This is a genomic window from Microbacterium stercoris, assembly GCF_017592545.1.
Taxonomy (GTDB): domain Bacteria; phylum Actinomycetota; class Actinomycetes; order Actinomycetales; family Microbacteriaceae; genus Microbacterium; species Microbacterium stercoris.
The window spans coordinates 105,544-123,806 of record NZ_JAGFOA010000003.1; the positions used below are offsets into that span (position 1 = coordinate 105,544).

Below are 18,263 nucleotides of genomic sequence, written 5' to 3' on the forward strand. Positions count from 1 at the left end.
CCCAACCACCCCCCAATCCCGCCCCCGGTTGCGCCTGGGGCCCTGGGGGGGGGGGGGGGGGGCCCCCCCCCCCCCCCCCCGCCCGCCCGGCCCGCGCCCGCGAGCAGGAGCACAGGCGCCCCCCGTACGCTGGAGGATGTGACTGAACAGCCCCGCATGAACGTCGAGTCGTTCAACCTCGACCACCGCGCCGTCGCCGCTCCGTACCTGCGCATCGCCGACCGCAAGGTGCTGCCCGCGGGCGACGTGATCGTCAAGTACGACGTGCGCTTCGCGCAGCCCAACGTCGCGCACCTCGAGATGCCGACGATCCACTCGCTCGAGCACCTCTTCGCGGAGAAGAGCCGCAACCACTCCGACCGCGTGATCGACTTCTCGCCGATGGGCTGCCAGACGGGCTTCTACCTGATCCTGCAGGGCGACCACTCCTACGAGGAGGTCGAGGCGCTCGTCGCGGCGTCGCTGGGCGACGTGCTCGAGGCGACCGAGGTGCCCGCCGCGAACGAGGTGCAGTGCGGCTGGGGTGCGAACCACACGCTCGAGGGCGCGCAGCAGGCCGCGCGCGACTTCCTCGCCCGGCGCGACGAGTGGGGTCAGGTCTTCGCGTGAGCCGCGTCACCGGGACCGCCGTGATCCTCGTCGCCATGGACGAGGAGGCCGCGCCCTTCCTCGCCGCCGCCTCCGAGGTGTCCGAGCCCGTCGTCATCGGCCGGGCGTCGCACCAGGGCGTTGTGATCGGCGGGGCGATGCACGTTCTCGTGCGCACCGGCATCGGCATGGTCAACGCCGCCGCGGCGGCCGAGGCGGCCGTCGGGCGCTACGGCCCCGATGTGGTGCTGATCTCCGCCGGATCGGCCGGGGGCCTGGCGCCGGATGTCGCGGTGGGCGATGTCATCGTCTCCTCGGCCCTCGTCAACGTCGCCGCGGATGCGCGGGCGTTCGGCTACGAACTCGGCCAGACCCCCGGCATGCCGGCGTCGTACGCGGGCGATACCGAGCTGGTGTCGGCCGCCGAGGCCGCCGGCGCGCGCCCGGGAGCGGTCGGCTCGGGGGAGCGGTTCGTGATCGCGGATGTCGCGGTGCAGATGCGCGGCGACTTCCCGTCGCTGCTGGCGGTCGACATGGAGTCGGCGGCGATCGCGCAGGTCGCCCACAATCACGGCGTGCCCTTCGTCTCGGTGCGCGGGGTCTCCGACCTCTGCGCCCCCGACGGCACGGAGTTCCTGACTCACGTCGACGACGCCGCCGAGCGTTCGGCGCGCGTGGTGCTCGCCGCGCTGGCTCGCTGATGCGTCGCATCCGTCTCGACATCGCCTACGACGGCACGAACTTCCGCGGCTGGGCCCGGCAGCCCACGCTGCGCACGGTGCAGGGCACGATCGAGGCCGCGCTGGAGCGCGTGATCGGATCGCACGTGCACCTCACGGTCGCCGGCCGCACCGACGCGGGCGTGCACGCGACCGGTCAGGTGGCCCACGCCGATCTGACCGACGCGCAGTGGGCCCGGGCGACGCAGGTGCGCCGCGACGGGATCGTCCCGGGCGATCCGGTGGATCCGCTGGCCCGCCGCCTGACCGGCGTCTTCGGGCAGTACGCCGATGTCGCGGTGTCGCGCACGTCGACGGCGCCGGAGGGCTTCGATGCGCGCTTCTCGGCGACCTGGCGCCGCTACGAGTACCGGATCGCCGACCTCGTGACCGGCTACGACCCGCTCGAGCGGCTGCATGCGACCACCGTGAAGGCGGCGCTCGACGTCGACGCGATGAACGACGCCGCGAGCCGGCTGATCGGCCTTCACGACTTCGCGGCGTACTGCAAGCCGCGGCCCGAGGCCACCACGATCCGCACGCTCCTGGACTTCGCGTGGCGACGCGACGAGCGGCGGATGGTCGTGGCGAACGTGCGGGCCGACGCCTTCTGCCATTCGATGGTGCGCGCGCTCGTGGGCGCGTGCACGGCCGTCGGAGAGGGGCGTCTGGCTCCGGAGGACGTCGTCACCCTGCGCGATGCGGGAGAGCGCACCAGCGAGTTCAAGGTGCTCGCCGCGCGGGGCCTGACGCTCACCGAGGTGGGGTATCCGGCCGATGAGCTGCTCGCGGCGCGAGCGGAGCAGACGCGCAACCGCCGTGACGCAGAGTAGTCGGCGGCGGCGAATCAAGCCCCCGGTGTCTCTGAGGGCACGAGCGTAGGTTTGTGGACATGAGAGTGATCTCGTACAACCTGCGAAAGCACGCTGCCGCCCACGAGCTGGAGACGATCGTGTCTCGCTGGGAGGCGAACGTCCTGTGCCTGCAGGAGGCACGCGCCGACGAGATGCCGGATCGGATCTCCGGGCTGACGCTCGCGCACGCCACCTCGCAGAATCGGCTGGGGCTCGCCCTCTACTACCGCGAGAACATGTTCCAGCTGCGGGGCGTGAAGACGCTCGAACTGAAGAAGTCGCTGCACGACGTCATCGCGAAGCCGGCGCACGAGCGGGTGCTGGCGGCGAAGCTTTTCGACATCGACGCGGGCCGGGAGCTTATCGTGGCGTCGTTCCACGCCTCGCCGCTCACGGCGCTGAACTCGCTGCGGCGGCACCAGATCCGCACCGCGCTGGCCGCGCTGCAGAAGATGGGGGAGGGCGTGCCGATCCTTATGGTCGGCGACTACAACTATCCGGTCTTCAAGGAGCGCCTGCACGAGCGGGTGAAGGGCGAGGGCTACGACCTCACCTTCAGCGACCGCCGCACCTACTCGCGCTACCGCTACCTCAAGGGGCACTACGACTTCGCGACGTCGCTCGGTCTCGACATCGACAAGGTCACCACGCTGCCCCAGGGCGCGTCGGATCACCTGCCCATCCTCATCACCGCGATGTACAAGCCGGGTCACCGGGAGTTCCGCGTGGCGGGTGACCCCTCCCAGGACGAGGAGATCACCGAGGCGCCCGGCGCCTGATCCACGCGCGCGGGGACGCCCGGCAGCCGACACACAAAGGGCCCCGCCGAAGCGGGGCCCTTTGTGTGTCGGGTCAGTCTGCGAGCCACCAGGGGGTCTCGGGCTCGCCGCCCGTGCCCTGGTCGTCGGGGTTCGCCGGGGGCACCGGCGAGGTCGTGGCGGGCGGTGTGGTCGGCTCGGTGGTCGGCTCTGTGGTCGTGCCGCCGTCGGTGGTGCCGGTGTCGGTGGTGCCGCCACCGGTGTTGTACGAGTTGTTCGCGGCGCGACGCTCGGCGTCGCGGCGGGCGGCCTCCTCGGCCGCGGCGATGCCGGCGAGGCGGCCCTGCTCGTCGAGCAGCGCGGTCAGCGCCGCGGGAACAGCGAGCAGCTCGGCGATGCCGTCGCCGCCGCCGGCGCGCGCAGCGGCAGGAGCGCCCACGGCCGCGTCGAGGGCGTCGTGGAACGACTGCTCGGGCATCGGGTTGTTCTCGTGCGCGGAGGTCGCGACGGCGCCCAGCGTGCCATACACCGCGTCGAGTGAGGCCAGCAGGGCGCCCTGCGCGGTCGTGAGGCGCGTCTGCGCCTCGCTCACGGCGGTGGCGGCCTCCTCGACGAGCGCCGTGTGCTCCTGCACGAGCACGAGGGCCTCGTCGGCGGCGGCGACGTCGCCCTCATCGACCGCGGGCGGCGTCCATGCTTCGGGCAGCGTGACGACCGACGCGGTGCCGACCTCGGTCGTGAGCGCGTCGGCGGCGGCGCGCACGGCATCGGCCAGGGCGGGCTGGATGAGCTCGGGCAGCTGGTCCATCGCGGCGCTCGCCCGGTTCGCGAGGTCGACGGCGGCGAGGCCGCTCTCGCCCAGCGCCGCGTGATCGGCGGCCAGCGTCGACGTCGCGGAGTCGTAAGCGGTCGTCGCCTGGGTCAGCGCGTCTTCGCGCCGATCGAACGACGCCGTCTCGGCTGCCTCGGCCGCTGCGGCCTGCGACTGCATGACCTGGAACAGCACGACTCCTCCGATGACCAGCGCGAGCGCGCCGACGGAGATCGCCGAGATGCGCAGGATGCGCCGGCGGCGCACCGCGGGAAGCAGCGTGGGGTGCACCTCGGCCTTCGCGCGCGAGCCGCCCGCCCGGGGCGCGGTCGGCTGCGGCAGAGCGACGGTGGCGGCCGCATCGATGGTGGGCTCGCCGAGGAACAGCACCTCGAGAGGCATGGTCGGAGGCGAGGCGGGTGTGTCGGCCTCAGGAACCCGCTCCGTGCGTTCGGGGCCGAAGAGCGCGTCCCAGTCGCGGGCGGGGGCGGTGCGGTCAGTCATGATGCTCTAAAAATAGCGCTGACCGGGCCGATGATGCGATCTGAGCACGTTTCGGCTGCGACTGCCCGGGTCGTTCGATCCGGCAGCGGCCCGGTCAGCGGGCGGAACCGGCAGCGGCCGAGACCTCCCGCAGCCCCTGCAGGTAGGCAGCGAGCGCCTCGTCGCCGTCCGCCGGCGTGAACCCCGTGGCCTCGATTCTCGCCAGATCCAGCACGCTGTTCCGCGGGCGCGCCCCGACCGGTCCCTGCGCCGCGGCGAAGTACTCCTCGGTGCTCACCCCCACCACTTGGTCCGGATCCACCCCGCACTGCGCGAACACCTGCCGCGCGAGCTGCGCCCACGTGCGCGGTGCGCCCGATCCGGTCACGTTGTAGGTGCCAGAGGGGGCGGCGACCGACAGCAGGTGCCGGATCGCCCTGGCGAGGTCGGTGGCGAATGTCAGGCGACCGAGCTGGTCGTCCACGACCCGCGGGCTCACTCCCTGCCGGGCGAGCGATGCCATCGTGCGCACGAAGTTGCGTCCGTCACCCACCACCCACGAGGTGCGCAGGATGTAGTGCCGCGGCGCCGTGGCCGCGGCCACGTCGCCCGCGGCCTTGCTCTGGCCGTACGCGCTGACCGGGCAGAGCGGATCCGTCTCCCGATACGGGCGGGGGAGGGATCCGTCGAACACGTAGTCGCTCGAGACGTGCACCAGCGTGATGCCGTTCTCGGCGGCGACGCGCGCCAGCGCCGCGACACCGCCCGCGTTGACCGCCCAGGCGCGGCGGCGGCCCTCGGGGCTCTCAGCCGCATCGACGGCGGTGAACGCTGCGGCGTTGATGATCGTGCCGTAGTCGCGCCAGCGGCGCGCTCCGGCGAGATCCGACGCCAGATCGAGCTCATCGCGCGTCGCGAACTCCACGTGCCGCAGTCCCGCGAACTCCGCGCGCAGCGCCGTGCCGAGCTGGCCGCCGGCGCCCAGCACCAGCACGCGTCGCGGCGGCACGGGCTCGACGTCGGAGAGCCGCGGATGTGCGCGGTCCTTCGCAGAGAGCTCCGCACGGTCGAGAGGCAGGGGCCACGGGATGGCCGAGGTCTCGTCGGCGACGTTCAGGAAGGCGTACGCCGCATCCGGCGACCAGTGGTCGTTCACCAGGTACGTGTAGGCCGTGCCCGGCTCGAGCGTCTGGAATCCGTTCGCCACTCCTCGGGGGACGAACACGGCGCGGCCCGGATCGATCTCCGCCGTGAAGACGCTGCCGAACCCCGTGCCCGAGCGCAGATCGACCCATGCTCCGAACACGCGGCCCGTGGCGACCGAGACCCACTTGTCCCACGGCTCGGCGTGCAGGCCGCGCGTGGTGCCGACGGCGTCGTTGAACGACACGTTCTGCTGCACGGGCCCGAAGTCGGGCAGGCCGAGCGGCTCCATCGATGAGCGGTGCCAGTTCTCCTTGAACCATCCGCGCGCGTCGCCGTGCACCGGCAGGTCGAACAGCAGCAGACCCTCGATCGGCGTCCGCGTGGCGTGCAGAGCGGAGGCCATCACTGCCCCCTCGACGCGTAGAACGCCTCCGTCGCGTCCTTGGCCGGACCCCACCAGTCCTCGTGGGCGCGGTACCAGCCGATGGTCGCGTCGAGGCCGTCGCGGAAGTCACGGTACCGCGGCTCCCATCCGAGCTCCCGGCGCAGCTTCGTCGCGTCGATCGCATACCTGCGGTCGTGACCGGCGCGATCCGTCACGAGGTCGTACGCATCGGGATCCTGCCCCATCAGCTCCAGGATCAGTCGCACGACGGCGACATTGCTGCGCTCGCCGTCGGCGCCGATCAGGTACGTCTCGCCCAGGGCGCCGCGCTCGAGGATCGCGAGCACGGCGGACGAATGGTCGTCGGCGTGGATCCAGTCGCGCACGTTCTCTCCCGTGCCGTACAGGCGCGGGCGGACGCCCCGCAGCACGTTCGTGATCTGGCGGGGGATGAACTTCTCGACGTGCTGTCGCGGGCCGTAGTTGTTCGAGCAGTTCGACAGGGTCGCGCGCAGGCCGAAGGAGCGCACCCAGGCACGCACGAGAAGATCGGATCCGGCCTTGGTCGCCGAGTAGGGGGACGACGGGTTGTAGGGCGTCGCCTCCGTGAAGCGGTCCGGATCATCCAGAGCCAGGTCGCCGTAGACCTCGTCGGTCGAGATGTGGTGGAAGCGCACGTCGTGGCGGCGGGCGGCCTCGAGCAGCGTGTACGTGCCGATGAGGTTCGTCTCCAGAAACGGACGAGGGTCATCGAGCGAGTTGTCGTTGTGCGACTCGGCGGCGAAGTGCACGACCGCGTCCGCGCGCGACATCAGCGCATCCACCACCGGGTGATCCGCGATGTCGCCCTGGACGAACTCGACGCGGCTCTCGGGCAGGCCCGCCAGCGAGGCGCGATTGCCGGCGTAGGTGAGCTTGTCGAGCACCGTGACGTGGTGATCCGAGTGCTCGATCACGTGGTGGACGAAGTTCGATCCGATGAAGCCGGCGCCGCCGGTGACGAGGATGCGCATCACCGGCTCTGCTCCAGCAGGCCGAGCAGGTAGGTGCCGTAGCCCGACTTCACGAGGCGCTCGCCGCGTTCGCGCAGTTCGTCGTCGCTGAGGAATCCCGCTCGCCAGGCGACCTCCTCCGGTGCGCCGATCTTGAGGCCCGTGCGGCGTTCGATAGTGCGCACGTAGTCGGAGGCATCCGTCATCTGGTCGAAGGTGCCCGTGTCCAGCCAGGCGGTGCCGCGCGGCAGCACCTCCACCTGCAGACGGCCGCGGCGCAGGTACTCGGCGTTGACGTCGGTGATCTCGTACTCGCCCCGAGCCGAGCGCGACAGGCCCTGGGCGATGGCGACCACATCGTTGTCGTAGAAGTACAGACCCGGCACGGCGTAGCTCGATTTCGGCTTCGCAGGCTTCTCCTCGAGCGAGATCGCCTGGCCGGATCCGTCGAACTCCACCACGCCGTAGGCGCACGGATCGGCGACCCAGTACGCGAACACCGCTCCGCCGTCGACATCGGCGTAGCGCTCGAGCTGCGTGCCGAGGCCGGGGCCGTAGAGCAGGTTGTCGCCGAGCACGAGGGCGACCTTGTCGTCGCCGATGAAGTCGGCGCCGATCGTGAAGGCCTGCGCGAGCCCGTCAGGGGAGGGCTGCTGCGCGAACGTCAACGAGATGCCGAACTGCGAGCCGTCGCCCAGCAGCCGCTCGAAGGCGGCCGCGTCGTGTGGGGTGGTGATGATCAGGATGTCCCGGATCCCCGCAAGCATGAGCGTCGAGAGGGGATAGTAGATCATCGGCTTGTCGTACACCGGCACGAGCTGCTTGGAGACGCCGACGGTGATCGGATGGAGCCGCGTGCCGGACCCGCCGGCGAGGATGATGCCCTTCACGTCTCCAGGGAGCACAGAAGGATGCACCTGATACGTCAGGGCAGGCAGAGGCGCACGGGCGGGTCGACGTGCGGGGAGTTCTCGCACTCGAAGTAGGACAGCTGAGGCGCGCCGGCCATCGCGGGCGCATCGAACAGACCCACGTGCGCGCCGGTGAGGAACACCAGCGAGACGCCGGATCCCCACGGGTTCGACGCGAGGTACCCGCCCGGCAGCTCGACGTCGTTCTCGGCGATCGCCTCGACGAACCCTTCCGCGACCGCTCGCTGGGCCGCCAGAGCGCCGGAGGGCGGTGCCGCGAAGCCCGTGTGCAGGGCGGGAGGGACGACGACCACAACGGCGAGGGCCGCGGCGGCCGCCAGCCCCAGCCCGCGCCACGGCTTCCCGTTGCGGGCGATCAGGATGCGGGCGCCGACGACGGCACCCGCGACCAGCAGCGGCGCGAACGCGAACAGTCCGGGCGTGGGGTGCCTGATCCACAGCGGCAGGTGCGCGGCGGTCGCCCACCACCCGACATACGCCACCACACCGGTCGCCGCGGCGGCGACATATGCGAGGGTCGCGCCGTTTCCGTCTCGTTCGTCGAGCGAGCGAGGCGCGTCGAGACGCCCCGACCTCACGCACGCCAGCACCGCCAACGCCACCACGAGCACGGCGGCCGCCACCGCGACCCCGCCCGGCACCCACCAGGCTCCGAGCAGCGTCGAGAGCTTCTCCCCGACCGTGGTGTGCACACCCTGCGGGCCGCCGCGCGTCAGGAAGTCGCGGAACTCCCTCGCGAAGTCGAGGAAACCACCGAATCCGAGGTCGACGAGCACGACGAGGTAATACAGCGCCGAGGGGGCGACCACGCCGATCAGGGCGGGCCACGCGCGACGCCAGGCGGCGGAGAAACGTGCCCCGAAGGATCCGGTCTCCCGCAGGAGCAGCCAGACCGCGAACGCGGGCAGTGCGAGTGCGGCGATGAGCTTCGTGAGCACGGCCAGACCGACGAGCAGCCCCGCGAGCCACGGGCGGCGGCGCAGCACAACGAAGCCCCAGACGATGAGGGCCGCGGCCGGGATCTCGCCGAGGATGTCGGTCGGACCCTGGATCGGCGACGGCGTGTGCACCGTGTCGATCGCCAGCGCGGTGGCGACGGCGGCGAGACCGGCCCAGCGTCCGCCGATCCGGTTGCCCAGGAGGAAGAGCCCGGCGAGCAGCGCGATCCAGAACAGCAGCACGATCGAGCGACCGCCGATGACCGGATCCGCCCCGAGCGCCATGACCGCCGCGACCGGCAGCAGCACGGTCGGGCCGGTCGAGATGCGCACATCCCACGGCTCGAGCACCGATCCCGACAGCGTGCCGTCGGAGGTGTAGCCGAGGCCCGCGAGCAGGTTGCGGGGCACGGTGAGGTTGAACGCCTCGTCCTCCCACAGGCGGTTCTGCGTGAGGCTGTTCCACGCCACGATCACGTGCGCCACCGCGAGCAGGGCCGCGGCGGCCCAGAAGAGGGCGGCGTGGAGGCGGGTCACCGGTCGGCCTCCACGCGGGCAGGACGTGTGAGCGACCGCAGGGGGGCGCCGGGCCGCAGCGACAGCCGCCACAGCTCGATGAGCGCGTCGCCCATCAGGGCGCGCAGGCGCTTCGGAGGCAGCAGACGCGTGGCCTTGCCCCACATCGTGCCGGTGTCGGATGCCCCGCGGCGCGGGATCGAGGCGACCTTGGCGTAGCGCACGTCGAAGCCGCCGCGGGCCTCGGCGAACGAGAAGTGCACGTGGGGCACCTGCACGTCGCCGGGCAGGGCCGACACGAGCGCGCTCGCCGCCATCGGGCGGTAGGCGCGCAGGGGGGTGTTGACGTCGGGGATGGCCTTGCCGGCCGCGGCGGCCACCAGCAGGCGCACGCAGAAGGTCAGCACGCGTCGGTACCAGGCGTCGGTGCGGCCGGTGCGCACGCCGTGCACGACATCCGCGCCCGTGCTGTCGAGCGCCTGAACGACGCGGGCGATGTCGGCGCCGTAGAACTGGCCGTCCCCGTCGACGTGCACCAGCACGTCGGGATCCGCCGCGAGACCGAGGCGGTAGGCGGCGAGGGCTGCGGGGCCGTGGCCGCGGTTGTGCGCCTGCGTCTCGACCACAACGCCCGGCATCGCGGCCAGCACCGCGGCGGTGTCGTCGGTCGAGCGGTCGTCGGCCACGAAGACGCGCACGTCCTCGGCGAGGGGCGCGAGCGCAGCGGTCACCTCCTCGATGAAGCCGGGGATGCCCTCCGACTCGTTGTACGCCGGCATCACAACGACGATGCGGGGGTGGGTCTGCGTCACGACGATCCTTCGGGGTCGGGGTGGCGGGCTCACAGGGAGTTCGCGCGGCCTCCCCGGTAGCCTAGTCGCGCTATGCCCGACCTCTCCCGTGCACGTCTCCGCCGCGCCGCCGCTCTCGGCACGCGTTTCCTTCTCATCGGCGGTCTCAGCACGGCGATCGAGGTCGGGGTCTTCAACCTGCTGGTGTTCGTCTTCGGCTGGGACGTCATCGTCTCGAAGGTCGTCGCCTCACTCGTGGCGCTCATCAACGCCTACTTCGGCAACCGGCAGGTCACCTTCAAGGATCGCGACCGCCGGGGCCGCCGCCAGGAGATCCTGCTGTTCGTCATCGCGAACGCCGTGTGCACCGTGCTCGGCGCAGTGCTGGTGTGGGCCGGTGGCGCGCTGGTCGAGGTCGTCACGGGCTCGCAGCCCGGCCCGATCCTGCTGAACGCGATCAACCTCTTCTCGATCGCCGTCGTCGTGGTGGCCCGCTTCGGGTTCTATCACCTCGTGGTCTTCCGGGTGCCCCAGGCCAAATAGCCGCCACCCCCGCCACCCCCGCGGCCTGCTCGTCGAGCGAGCGAGGAACGAGCGAGTCGAGACGCCCCGCGCCCGGCGCAGGCGCTCACCCGCCGCCACCCCGCCGCCACGGCCCCGGAAGGCAGAACCCGCGCCCTCCCGAAGGAGAGCGCGGGTCCGAGATCGCGAGGGCGTCAGCCCCAGTTCGCGCCGCCGTCCTGCGAGCGGGCGTAGGTGCCACCGGCCCACACCGTGACGAGGCCGTCGCCGTCGCCGCTCATCGCCACCTCGCCGGGGGCGTACTGGGCCTCCAGGCAGGCGCCGGGCGCGCCCAGCGCGCCATCTGCGAGCGGTGCGACCTGCACGCCGGCGCAGCCGTCGATGCCTGTCATGAGGGTCTTGAAGCCGTCGGGCGAGGCGGTCACCGTGAGCGCTCCCGCGGCCGCGACAGGCGTCGACCACGAACCGGCGCCGTCGGTCGTCGTGACGACGGTGCCGTTGTTGCAGAGCGCGATCGCGGTGGTGTCCCAGAACGAGACGGTCAGCGCGGCGCAGGGCAGCGTGGCCTCCGTGCCCGCGGAGGTGAAGATGCGGTCCGCCTGGGCGGGGTCGAAGCGCCACGAGCCGCCGACGAAGTCAGCCGTCTCGGCCCAGTCGGCGCCCTCGCTGAACGACCACATGCCCGTGGGCGCGCACTCGCCGTTCAGGATGATCGCCTGGCCGACCTCGCCGGGAATCAGACGCAGGATCGCGGCGGGCGACGCCTCCGAGAGAGCGGAGGTCTGCCAGGTGGCACCGCCGTCGGTCGAGAACTCGGGCACCGGGGCGGCACCGCCGCAGGCGCCCATGGAGGTGCGCAGCAGGGTGCCGGTCGTCAACGCGGCGACGATGCGCGTCGGAGCCACCGCAGCGGGCGGCGCCGGCGCCTCGGTCGGCTCAGGGGTGGGGGTGGGCGTCGGCTCCGCCGCGGTGGCCGTGGGCTCCGGCGTCGAGGCGGCGGGCGGCTCGGTGGCGGGAGGCGTCGTCGCGCGGTTCTGGCTCAAGGCGAGCCACGACAGCACGGCCACGATCACGGCGAGAAGCGCGACCGCGGTGATCTTCCCGATCCGGACCATGCGGCTGTCTCTCGAGCGCTGCCACCGGATCATCAGAGCCCTCCGGCTGCCTTGCGGAGCAGAGACACCGCCTGCTGCACCGCGGGGGTGAGCTGGGCGGTCGACTGAGCGTAGACGTCGTCCGACTGGCGGTAAGGATCGACGATGTTGTCGTCTTCGAGAGAGGCGGGCGGCGGCACCTCGCCGCGCGAGAAGCCGATCTCCTCGACCGCGAGGCGCATCCGGTCGGCCGGCGTCGCGCCGTCCTGCACGGCCTGTGCGAGAGCGTCGTCGGTGATGTGCGACGCGATGCGACCGAACTCGCGCATCGTGAACGTCTTCGCCGAGGCGCGCGGCACCAGCTCGACGATCGCGGCGCGGTGCTCGCGGGCCATCGGCAGGATCAGGTCGGCCTCGCGCACCATGTCGGCGGTGATCTGGCGCGCGCGGTGGGCTTCGGCGTCGACGATGCCGAGCGAGCGCGCGATCGCGAGCGACTGATCCGGCATGCCCCTGTCCACGAGCGCCCCGACGCCCGCGCTGTGCACCGTCACGCCGAGGTCGGCCAGACCGTCGCGCAGCAGCAGGTGAGCGAGCGGCGACCGGCAGATGTTGCCGGTGCACACCGTCAGGATCGTGAAGTCAGCCATGTGTCACTTCCGGAACGACTTGCGCCGGGCCTGGTTCTCACCTTCGCGGCGGCTCTCGAGGTCGGCCTGATCGAGGCCCACGGTGCCGTAGCCGGTGTCGCCGTAGCCGTAGCTGTCCGGTCCCTTCGTGGGCAGCTTCGTCACGATCACACCGAGCAGGGTGGCGCCGGCGGTCTCGAGCGTGCGCACAGCCGCGCTGAGCGCCTGCTTCTTCGTCTGCGCGGCGGCGGCCGCCAGCAGCACGCCCTTGGTCTTCTTGCTCACGAGGGCGGCGTCGGTGACCAGCAGCAGCGGCGGCGCGTCGATGAGCACGTAGTCGAAGTGCTCGCTGAGCATGTCGAGCAGGTTGTCCATCGCGTCCGAGCCGAGAAGCTCAGAGGGGTTCGGCGGCACTTTGCCCGCGGGCAGCACGTACAGCTTGCTGCGGCCCCAGCGCTGCAGGGCGTCGACCAACTCGACCTTGCCGATGAGCACATCGGTGAGGCCCACGGCGCCCTCGATGCCCATGTACTGGTCGACCTTCGGCAGGCGCAGGTCGCCGTCGAGCAGGGCCACGCGGGCGCCGGTCTCGGCGAGCGAGATGGCGAGGTTCGCGGTGGTGGTCGACTTGCCCTCGGACGGACCGGCCGACGAGACGACGAAAGCCTTCGAGCCCTCACCGACCTGCAGGAACTGCAGGTTGGTGCGCAGGGTGCGGAACGACTCGGCGCGCGGGTTTCGCGGATCGGCGTGGACGATCAGCGGGCGGGACGCGGCTTCGGGGTCGTACGCGATGGCACCGAGCAGCGGCTTCTCGGTGATCTGCTCGATGTCGTGCATCGAGTGGATGCGCGTGTCGAGGATGCTGCGCAGGATGGCGATACCGAGGCCGATCGCCAGGCCCAGGATGGCGCCGAGGGCCAGGTTCATAGGAACGCGAGGCGCGATTGGCGCGGTGGGGGTCGCCGCGGGCTGGACGATCGTCAGCGTGACGGGGCTCGAGCCTTCTGCTGCCGACGAGTTGAGCGCGGTCTGGGCGACCTCGCTCACGCTGCGGCCGACGGCGTTGGCGATGTCCGCGGCGGTCTGGGGATCGCGATCCGTCACATTGATGTCGAGCATCACAGTGTTGAGAGGAGAAGACGCGGTGATGTGGCTGGCGAGCGCCCCGGCCGTGGTGTCGAGGCCCAGTTCTTCGATCACGGGGTCCAGCACGATCGCGGTCGGGACGATGCTCACGTAGCTCGTCACGATCTGCCGGGCGAAAGTCGACCCCTGGGTCAGATCTGCGGCACCGCCCGTCTCTGAACGAACGGAGACGAACAGCTGAGTGGAGGCCTGGTAGGTCGGAGCCGTCGCTAGAGAGGCAGCGGCGCCACCGCCGACACCGAGCAGCAGAGCCACGACGATGAGGATCCAGTTCTTGTGCAGAATCCGGATGTAGTCCTGTAGGTCCACGCACTCTCCTTGCTCGGTTGAACCTCGCTATCTTTTCACAGCCCACCAGCCACATCTGGCGCGCGGCTATGTGCCCGTCTCATAGAACGGCCTGGGCAGGTATGCCCGGGTTTGTAGGGCTCAGTGACCTGGAAGCCGCGTTTTGGTGTGGAAGACTAAGGAAATCCAAGACCCACGAGCTGTTGGGGGCGACAGCATGGCGCGTGTAGACGTGTATACAGGCAAAGGCGCAGAGGCGTCGACGCCCGAGTCGATCCTGTTCTCCGGGTCTGCGCAGGCAGCGCAGCAGCGCCGTCGCGTAGTTGCCGCGATCGTTGATGCCCTGGCCTGGGTGATCGGTGTGGTTCTCGCGGTTGCCTTGCGATTCGAGTTCCAGATGGACGCTCGCGGCTGGGCCGCGACGCTCGGTCTCGGCGCTCTGGCCGGCGCGGCGCAGATCATCATCGGCTTCCTGACCGCTCTCTATCAGGGACGACACACCTACGGGTCGTTCGAAGAAGTGCGTGCGCTGAGCGCGATCGTGGTCGCTCAGACGGTTGTCCTCACTCTGCTCACAGTGCTCTTCGGAACGGCACTGGGCCTGCCGCGTGGCACTCCTCTTCTCGCAGCACCCATGGTTCTGCTGGCGATGTTCGGTGTCCGGTACAGCGCGCGCCTCTACCTGGAGAATCGTCGCCGCCCGGACGAGACCGCTGAGCCGACCCTCGTGGTGGGCGCGGGGTTCGTCGCGGACAAGCTCCTCAGCATGATCACGACGGATCCGCTTTCACCGATCCGCCCCGTCGGCATCCTCGATGACGACCCGGCGAAGAAGAAGCTCCATCTGCGAGGCGTGCCCGTGGTCGGTCGCACCAGCGACATCGCCGATGCCGCCGCGCAGACGGGCGCCACCACGCTCGCGATCGCGATCGGCAAGGCCGACAGCACCCTTCTGCGTGAGCTGAACGACCGGGGCCGAAAGGCCGGCCTCCGAGTGGTGGTCACTCCTCCGCTGAACCAGATGATGACGGGCGAGCAGTCGGCCTCCGACATCCGCGACATCTCGATCGAAGACCTCATCGGCCGCCATCCTGTCGACACCAACGTCGAGCTCGTCGCCGGCTACATCACGGGCAAGCGCGTACTGGTCACGGGCGCGGGCGGATCGATCGGATCCGAGCTGTGCCGTCAGCTGGCCAAGTACGGTCCGAGCGAGCTCATGATGCTCGACCGCGACGAGACCGGTCTGCAGCTCGCCCAGCTCGGCACCGCCGGGCACGGCCTGCTCGACACGAAGGACGTCATCCTCGCCGACATCCGCGATGTCGATGTGCTGACCGGCATCTTCGAAGACCGTCGGCCCGAGGTGGTGTTCCACGCCGCGGCGCTGAAGCACCTTCCGATGCTCGAGCAGTATCCGGATGAGGCGTGGAAGACGAACGTGCTCGGCACGCTGAACGTCATCAACGCTGCCCGTGCCGCGGGGGTCACGACCTTCGTGAACGTCTCGACCGACAAGGCCGCGAACCCCACGAGTGTGCTCGGGCACTCCAAGCGCGTCGCCGAGAAGCTCACCGCGTGGGCGGGCGAGGAGACCGGCATGCGCTACCTCTCGGTGCGCTTCGGCAACGTCATCGGCAGCCGAGGCTCGATGCTGCCGACGTTCCAGAAGCTCATCAGCGAGGGCAAGGCGCTCACGGTGACGCACCCCGAGGCCACGCGCTACTTCATGACCATCCCCGAGGCCTGCCAGCTCGTCATCCAGGCGGGTGGCATCGGCCGCGCCGGCGAGGTGCTCATCCTCGACATGGGCGAGCCCGTCTCGATCCTCGAGGTCGCCGAGCGCATGATCGCCATGTCGGGTAAGAACATCGAGATCGTCTTCACGGGCCTGCGCAACGGCGAGAAGCTGCACGAAGAGCTGGTCGGCGCGCGCGAGAACCTCGAGCGCCCCTTCCACCCCAAGGTGTCGCACACTCGCGCGGATGTCATCACGCCCGAGCGCCTCGATTACCAGGGCTGGATGGACCGGATGTTCGCCGCACCCCGCGACAACGACACGTCGGTGTTCGTCTCGATCCCGACCGGGAAATCGCTCACCGCCTGAACGCGCCAGAAGAGAGGACGCGGCTCGTAGAGTGGCGCCCCTTCGCAGCGATCCGTCAGGGGCGAACGATCTTCTTGAGCGTCTGCAGCACGATCTTCACGTCGCCGAACATCGACCGGCTGCGTACGTACTCGGCGTACTTGGCCGTCTTCAGCGGCAGCAGTTCCTCGATATACAGCCGTTCGGGGTCCTCTGCGGCACCCAGGAGTTCCGACTCGCTGCGCAGGATGACGGTGGCAGGGTCGGTGATGCCCGGGCGAACGGACAGGATCTCACGCCGCAGGTCTGCTGGCCATCTGTCAACGTAGTGCGGGACCTCAGGGCGAGGTCCGACGATGCTCATCTCGCCCCGCACGACATCCCACAGCTGCGGCAACTCGTCGATCTTGCTCGCACGAAGGAATCGACCGACGCGGGTGACCCGGGGATCACCGGAGGAGGTGATCGCGAGACCGACTCCGTCCGTCCGCATGGAGCGGAACTTATGAATCTCGAACGTGCGGCCGCGCAGGCCTACGCGTTGCTGGCGGAACAGAGCGGGCCCCGGCGAATCGAGTTTCACGGCGACCGCGATGGCTCCCAGAACGGGACTCAGAACGACGAGCGCGCTACCGGCGATGAGGACGTCGCGCACGCGGAAGGGCAGCTCACGAAGGGTCATCGCGCGGCATCCTTCGGCGTCTCATCGAGCTGTCGGGCGTAGCGGTTGAGCACACGCCCCTCAGGGGTCGTCACCGTGTCGCGCAACACCCAGCCGTTGCGCACATAGAAGCTGTTCACCGCTTCGTTCTCGTGTGCATCGGTGAGAAGGTACGCCGACGTGGCACCCAGTTCACGTGCGCGGGCCGCCCACGCCGACAGCAAGCGGCTTCCGACGCCGCCGGCGCGGGCCTCCGGGTCGACACAGATCGAACTGAGCAGCGCCCCATCTGACCCGCTCGGGGTGTCGCCACGGTAACGGATGGCACGAAGAAGCCGTGGGATCGCCGCGGGTCGGCGGAGAGCTGCACCTGCGGCCGCGAGCCCGAAGCCGAGCAGCCGCCGCCGCAGCAAGCGGCCGAAGAAACCCTCGGGTTCTGTGGATCCGACGACCACACCGATCGGCTCGCCACGGTGGTCACGCTCGACAGCGACGACTGCGGTCGGGTCGTTGACGTAGCCCCGATAGAACTGCACGAGGAATGACTCGCCGAGCTGCGAGAGGAAGAAGTCAGGGAACGCGCGGCGGTGCAGGCGTGCGAGCGCGCGAGCGTCAGAGTGCTTGATGCTCTCGCCGAGGCGGGATGCCTCCGAGGTGGGTCGTAGACGACGGTTCCACGGGCGCTTCGCGCCAGCAATGCGGGAAAGAAGCGCCTCGGCGGTGTCCGTCGTGCGCGCGACCGAGAATCGCTCGTCGTACGCCTGGCGGGATCTCTGACCGAGCTCTGCGAGTACCGGCCGTCCGGAGGACACTGCGCGTCGGATCGCATCAGCGATGCTCTCCACGTCTCCCGGAGCGGCGGTGAAGCCGCTCGCGGCGGTGATGACGTCAGCCACGTCTCCCTCGGCGGCCACAAGGGCCGCAGTTCCGCTCGCGAGGATGGCCTGCGTCTTGCTTGGCATCGTCGCGTTGCTGAGGGGATGCGAAGCGAGACTGATGTACGCGAGGTCGGCGGTGGCGTAGAGGTCCGTCATCTCGGTGTGCGAAAGGCGGCCGAGGAAACGGACGTTGGTGACGCCGAGCTCGGACGCTCGAGCGCGCAGCGCTTCCTCATGCGTGCCCGAGCCGGCGAGGAGCACGAGGAAGTCCTCATCGGCCACGCGCGCGGCCGCGTCGATGAGCGTGTCGAGGCCCTGCGCTTCGCCCAATGCGCCGGCATAGACGAGAACCGTCGTCGAGTCCGAAATGCCGTAGCTCCCGCGGCGCGAGACGCCGCCTGAATGGAAGATCTGCTCATCCGCCGGCTTGGGGATGAAGTGGAGACGCCGTGAATCGACTCCACGATCGGCCAGGATGGCGCCGACACTCGGCGAGATGTAGGTGACGGCGTCGGCTGACCGGTACATCGCATTGCACCAGGCATTCAGAACACGTCCGCCCAGGCGCACCAGTGCACCGGCTCCGCTCAACCCGGAGACGAGCACGGTGTCAGGCCACAGGTCGGCCACCTCGCATACGGTGGGCGTTCCCCGCCCCAGCTGCTGCGCCCACATGGGGAAAGCGAGAGTGATGGGCGAGTAGTTCACCCACACCACGTCGAGCTTCGGGAGGCGCGGAACGCCGATTGCGGCGGAGCTGACTCCGAACGACAGATAGTTCAGGATGCGCCGGATCGAAGACCGATCGTGGTTCATATAGAGAGGAACCCGGGTGACGTGCACTCCGTCGATGACCTCACGCATGAGCACGCGCTGCTTATACGGCGGCTGGATCCGGCCCGAGGGGTAATTGGGGAACCCCGTCAGTACGTGGACTTCGTGCCCACGGGCCGCCAACTCGCGTGCGAGCACTCCCATAAGTCGCGCAGGGCCGGGTTCGGGGTCGTACCACTGCGTGAAGATGCCGATGCGCATAGTGAGCC

General features: G+C 70.2%; 17 protein-coding genes. 6 read left to right on the top strand and 11 right to left on the bottom strand.

What is annotated here, in order from left to right; genetic code table 11:
* Positions 1-156: 156 nt before the first annotated feature.
* The 4 genes from J5V96_RS08280 to J5V96_RS08295 are packed head-to-tail and all read left to right on the top strand — an operon-like array spanning position 157 to position 2,940.
* Positions 157-609, top strand: coding sequence for an S-ribosylhomocysteine lyase (locus J5V96_RS08280; protein WP_208503393.1), 453 nt, complete (start codon positions 157-159; stop codon positions 607-609).
* Positions 606-1,289, top strand: coding sequence for a 5'-methylthioadenosine/S-adenosylhomocysteine nucleosidase (gene mtnN, locus J5V96_RS08285; protein WP_307793565.1), 684 nt, complete (start codon positions 606-608; stop codon positions 1,287-1,289). The genes J5V96_RS08280 and mtnN overlap by 4 nt, the downstream gene beginning before the upstream one ends.
* On the top strand, positions 1,289-2,140 hold the full coding sequence (gene truA, locus J5V96_RS08290) for a tRNA pseudouridine(38-40) synthase TruA (protein ID WP_208502680.1): 852 nt from the start codon (positions 1,289-1,291) through the stop codon (positions 2,138-2,140). Before mtnN ends, truA begins: the two co-directional genes overlap by 1 nt.
* Before the next feature lie 59 nt (positions 2,141-2,199).
* Complete coding sequence (locus tag J5V96_RS08295; protein ID WP_208502683.1) at positions 2,200-2,940, top strand: endonuclease/exonuclease/phosphatase family protein; 741 nt, start codon at positions 2,200-2,202, stop codon at positions 2,938-2,940.
* 73 nt (positions 2,941-3,013) lie between these two features.
* Here J5V96_RS08295 and J5V96_RS08300 read toward each other — a convergent pair whose 3' ends face one another.
* The 6 genes from J5V96_RS08300 to J5V96_RS08325 form a co-directional block, all read right to left on the bottom strand.
* A complete protein-coding gene (locus J5V96_RS08300) occupies positions 3,014-4,234 on the bottom strand; it encodes a hypothetical protein (RefSeq protein ID WP_208502685.1) in 1,221 nt (406 codons plus the stop codon).
* 94 nt (positions 4,235-4,328) lie between these two features.
* Positions 4,329-5,762 (bottom strand): sugar nucleotide-binding protein, encoded by a 1,434-nt coding sequence (locus J5V96_RS08305; protein ID WP_208502687.1) that lies wholly within the window; start codon positions 5,760-5,762, stop codon positions 4,329-4,331.
* Complete coding sequence (gene rfbB / locus J5V96_RS08310) at positions 5,762-6,760, bottom strand: dTDP-glucose 4,6-dehydratase (RefSeq protein WP_208502689.1); 999 nt, start codon at positions 6,758-6,760, stop codon at positions 5,762-5,764. Before rfbB ends, J5V96_RS08305 begins: the two co-directional genes overlap by 1 nt.
* Positions 6,757-7,626 carry a glucose-1-phosphate thymidylyltransferase RfbA gene (rfbA, locus tag J5V96_RS08315; protein WP_208502691.1) on the bottom strand — a complete coding sequence of 290 codons (870 nt, stop codon included), beginning with the start codon at positions 7,624-7,626 and terminating at the stop codon, positions 6,757-6,759. Before rfbA ends, rfbB begins: the two co-directional genes overlap by 4 nt.
* A 35-nt stretch (positions 7,627-7,661) precedes the next feature.
* Positions 7,662-9,143 (bottom strand): hypothetical protein, encoded by a 1,482-nt coding sequence (locus tag J5V96_RS08320; protein WP_208502693.1) that lies wholly within the window; start codon positions 9,141-9,143, stop codon positions 7,662-7,664.
* Entirely contained in the window at positions 9,140-9,934 is a 795-nt protein-coding gene (locus tag J5V96_RS08325; RefSeq protein ID WP_208502695.1) for a glycosyltransferase family 2 protein, read from the bottom strand. The genes J5V96_RS08320 and J5V96_RS08325 overlap by 4 nt, the downstream gene beginning before the upstream one ends.
* A 72-nt stretch (positions 9,935-10,006) precedes the next feature.
* On the opposite strand from J5V96_RS08325, the gene J5V96_RS08330 reads away from it, so the two are divergent.
* Positions 10,007-10,456 (top strand): GtrA family protein, encoded by a 450-nt coding sequence (locus J5V96_RS08330; RefSeq protein ID WP_208502697.1) that lies wholly within the window; start codon positions 10,007-10,009, stop codon positions 10,454-10,456.
* Positions 10,457-10,629: 173 nt separating this feature from the next.
* On the opposite strand, the gene J5V96_RS08335 is transcribed toward J5V96_RS08330, so the two are convergent.
* Genes J5V96_RS08335 through J5V96_RS17400 form a run of 3 tightly spaced genes read right to left on the bottom strand, consistent with a single transcriptional unit; the run spans position 10,630 to position 13,616 of the window.
* The gene (locus J5V96_RS08335) at positions 10,630-11,550 is read right to left on the bottom strand and encodes a hypothetical protein (protein WP_208502699.1); all 921 of its coding nucleotides are present in this window, start codon (positions 11,548-11,550) and stop codon (positions 10,630-10,632) included.
* A gap of 32 nt (positions 11,551-11,582) precedes the next feature.
* The gene (locus tag J5V96_RS08340) at positions 11,583-12,179 is read right to left on the bottom strand and encodes an arsenate reductase/protein-tyrosine-phosphatase family protein (protein ID WP_208502701.1); all 597 of its coding nucleotides are present in this window, start codon (positions 12,177-12,179) and stop codon (positions 11,583-11,585) included.
* Positions 12,180-12,182: 3 nt separating this feature from the next.
* Positions 12,183-13,616, bottom strand: a complete 1,434-nt coding sequence (locus J5V96_RS17400; protein ID WP_208502703.1) for a tyrosine-protein kinase domain-containing protein — start codon at positions 13,614-13,616, stop codon at positions 12,183-12,185.
* 196 nt (positions 13,617-13,812) lie between these two features.
* On the opposite strand from J5V96_RS17400, the gene J5V96_RS08350 reads away from it, so the two are divergent.
* Positions 13,813-15,702 carry a polysaccharide biosynthesis protein gene (locus J5V96_RS08350; protein ID WP_208502705.1) on the top strand — a complete coding sequence of 630 codons (1,890 nt, stop codon included), beginning with the start codon at positions 13,813-13,815 and terminating at the stop codon, positions 15,700-15,702.
* A 55-nt stretch (positions 15,703-15,757) separates the two neighbouring features.
* On the opposite strand, the gene J5V96_RS08355 is transcribed toward J5V96_RS08350, so the two are convergent.
* Together J5V96_RS08355 and J5V96_RS08360 are read right to left on the bottom strand one after the other, a co-directional pair.
* Positions 15,758-16,363, bottom strand: coding sequence for a sugar transferase (locus J5V96_RS08355; protein ID WP_236014672.1), 606 nt, complete (start codon positions 16,361-16,363; stop codon positions 15,758-15,760).
* Positions 16,360-18,255, bottom strand: coding sequence for a GNAT family N-acetyltransferase (locus J5V96_RS08360; RefSeq protein ID WP_208502707.1), 1,896 nt, complete (start codon positions 18,253-18,255; stop codon positions 16,360-16,362). Before J5V96_RS08360 ends, J5V96_RS08355 begins: the two co-directional genes overlap by 4 nt.
* Positions 18,256-18,263 lie beyond the last annotated feature (8 nt).

What these genes read in the sequence shown, in the direction of transcription:
- J5V96_RS08335 (WP_208502699.1), bottom strand. Translation starts at nt 11,550, where the DNA reads ATGGTCCGGATCGGGAAGATCACCGCGGTCGCGCTTCTCGCCGTGATC.
- truA (WP_208502680.1), top strand. Translation starts at nt 1,289, where the DNA reads ATGCGTCGCATCCGTCTCGACATCGCCTACGACGGCACGAACTTCCGC.
- J5V96_RS08340 (WP_208502701.1), bottom strand. Translation starts at nt 12,179, where the DNA reads ATGGCTGACTTCACGATCCTGACGGTGTGCACCGGCAACATCTGCCGG.
- J5V96_RS08305 (WP_208502687.1), bottom strand. Translation starts at nt 5,762, where the DNA reads ATGGCCTCCGCTCTGCACGCCACGCGGACGCCGATCGAGGGTCTGCTG.
- J5V96_RS08295 (WP_208502683.1), top strand. Translation starts at nt 2,200, where the DNA reads ATGAGAGTGATCTCGTACAACCTGCGAAAGCACGCTGCCGCCCACGAG.
- J5V96_RS08280 (WP_208503393.1), top strand. Translation starts at nt 157, where the DNA reads ATGAACGTCGAGTCGTTCAACCTCGACCACCGCGCCGTCGCCGCTCCG.
- J5V96_RS08355 (WP_236014672.1), bottom strand. Translation starts at nt 16,363, where the DNA reads ATGACCCTTCGTGAGCTGCCCTTCCGCGTGCGCGACGTCCTCATCGCC.
- J5V96_RS08350 (WP_208502705.1), top strand. Translation starts at nt 13,813, where the DNA reads ATGGCGCGTGTAGACGTGTATACAGGCAAAGGCGCAGAGGCGTCGACG.
- J5V96_RS08300 (WP_208502685.1), bottom strand. Translation starts at nt 4,234, where the DNA reads ATGACTGACCGCACCGCCCCCGCCCGCGACTGGGACGCGCTCTTCGGC.
- J5V96_RS08360 (WP_208502707.1), bottom strand. Translation starts at nt 18,255, where the DNA reads ATGCGCATCGGCATCTTCACGCAGTGGTACGACCCCGAACCCGGCCCT.
- J5V96_RS08330 (WP_208502697.1), top strand. Translation starts at nt 10,007, where the DNA reads ATGCCCGACCTCTCCCGTGCACGTCTCCGCCGCGCCGCCGCTCTCGGC.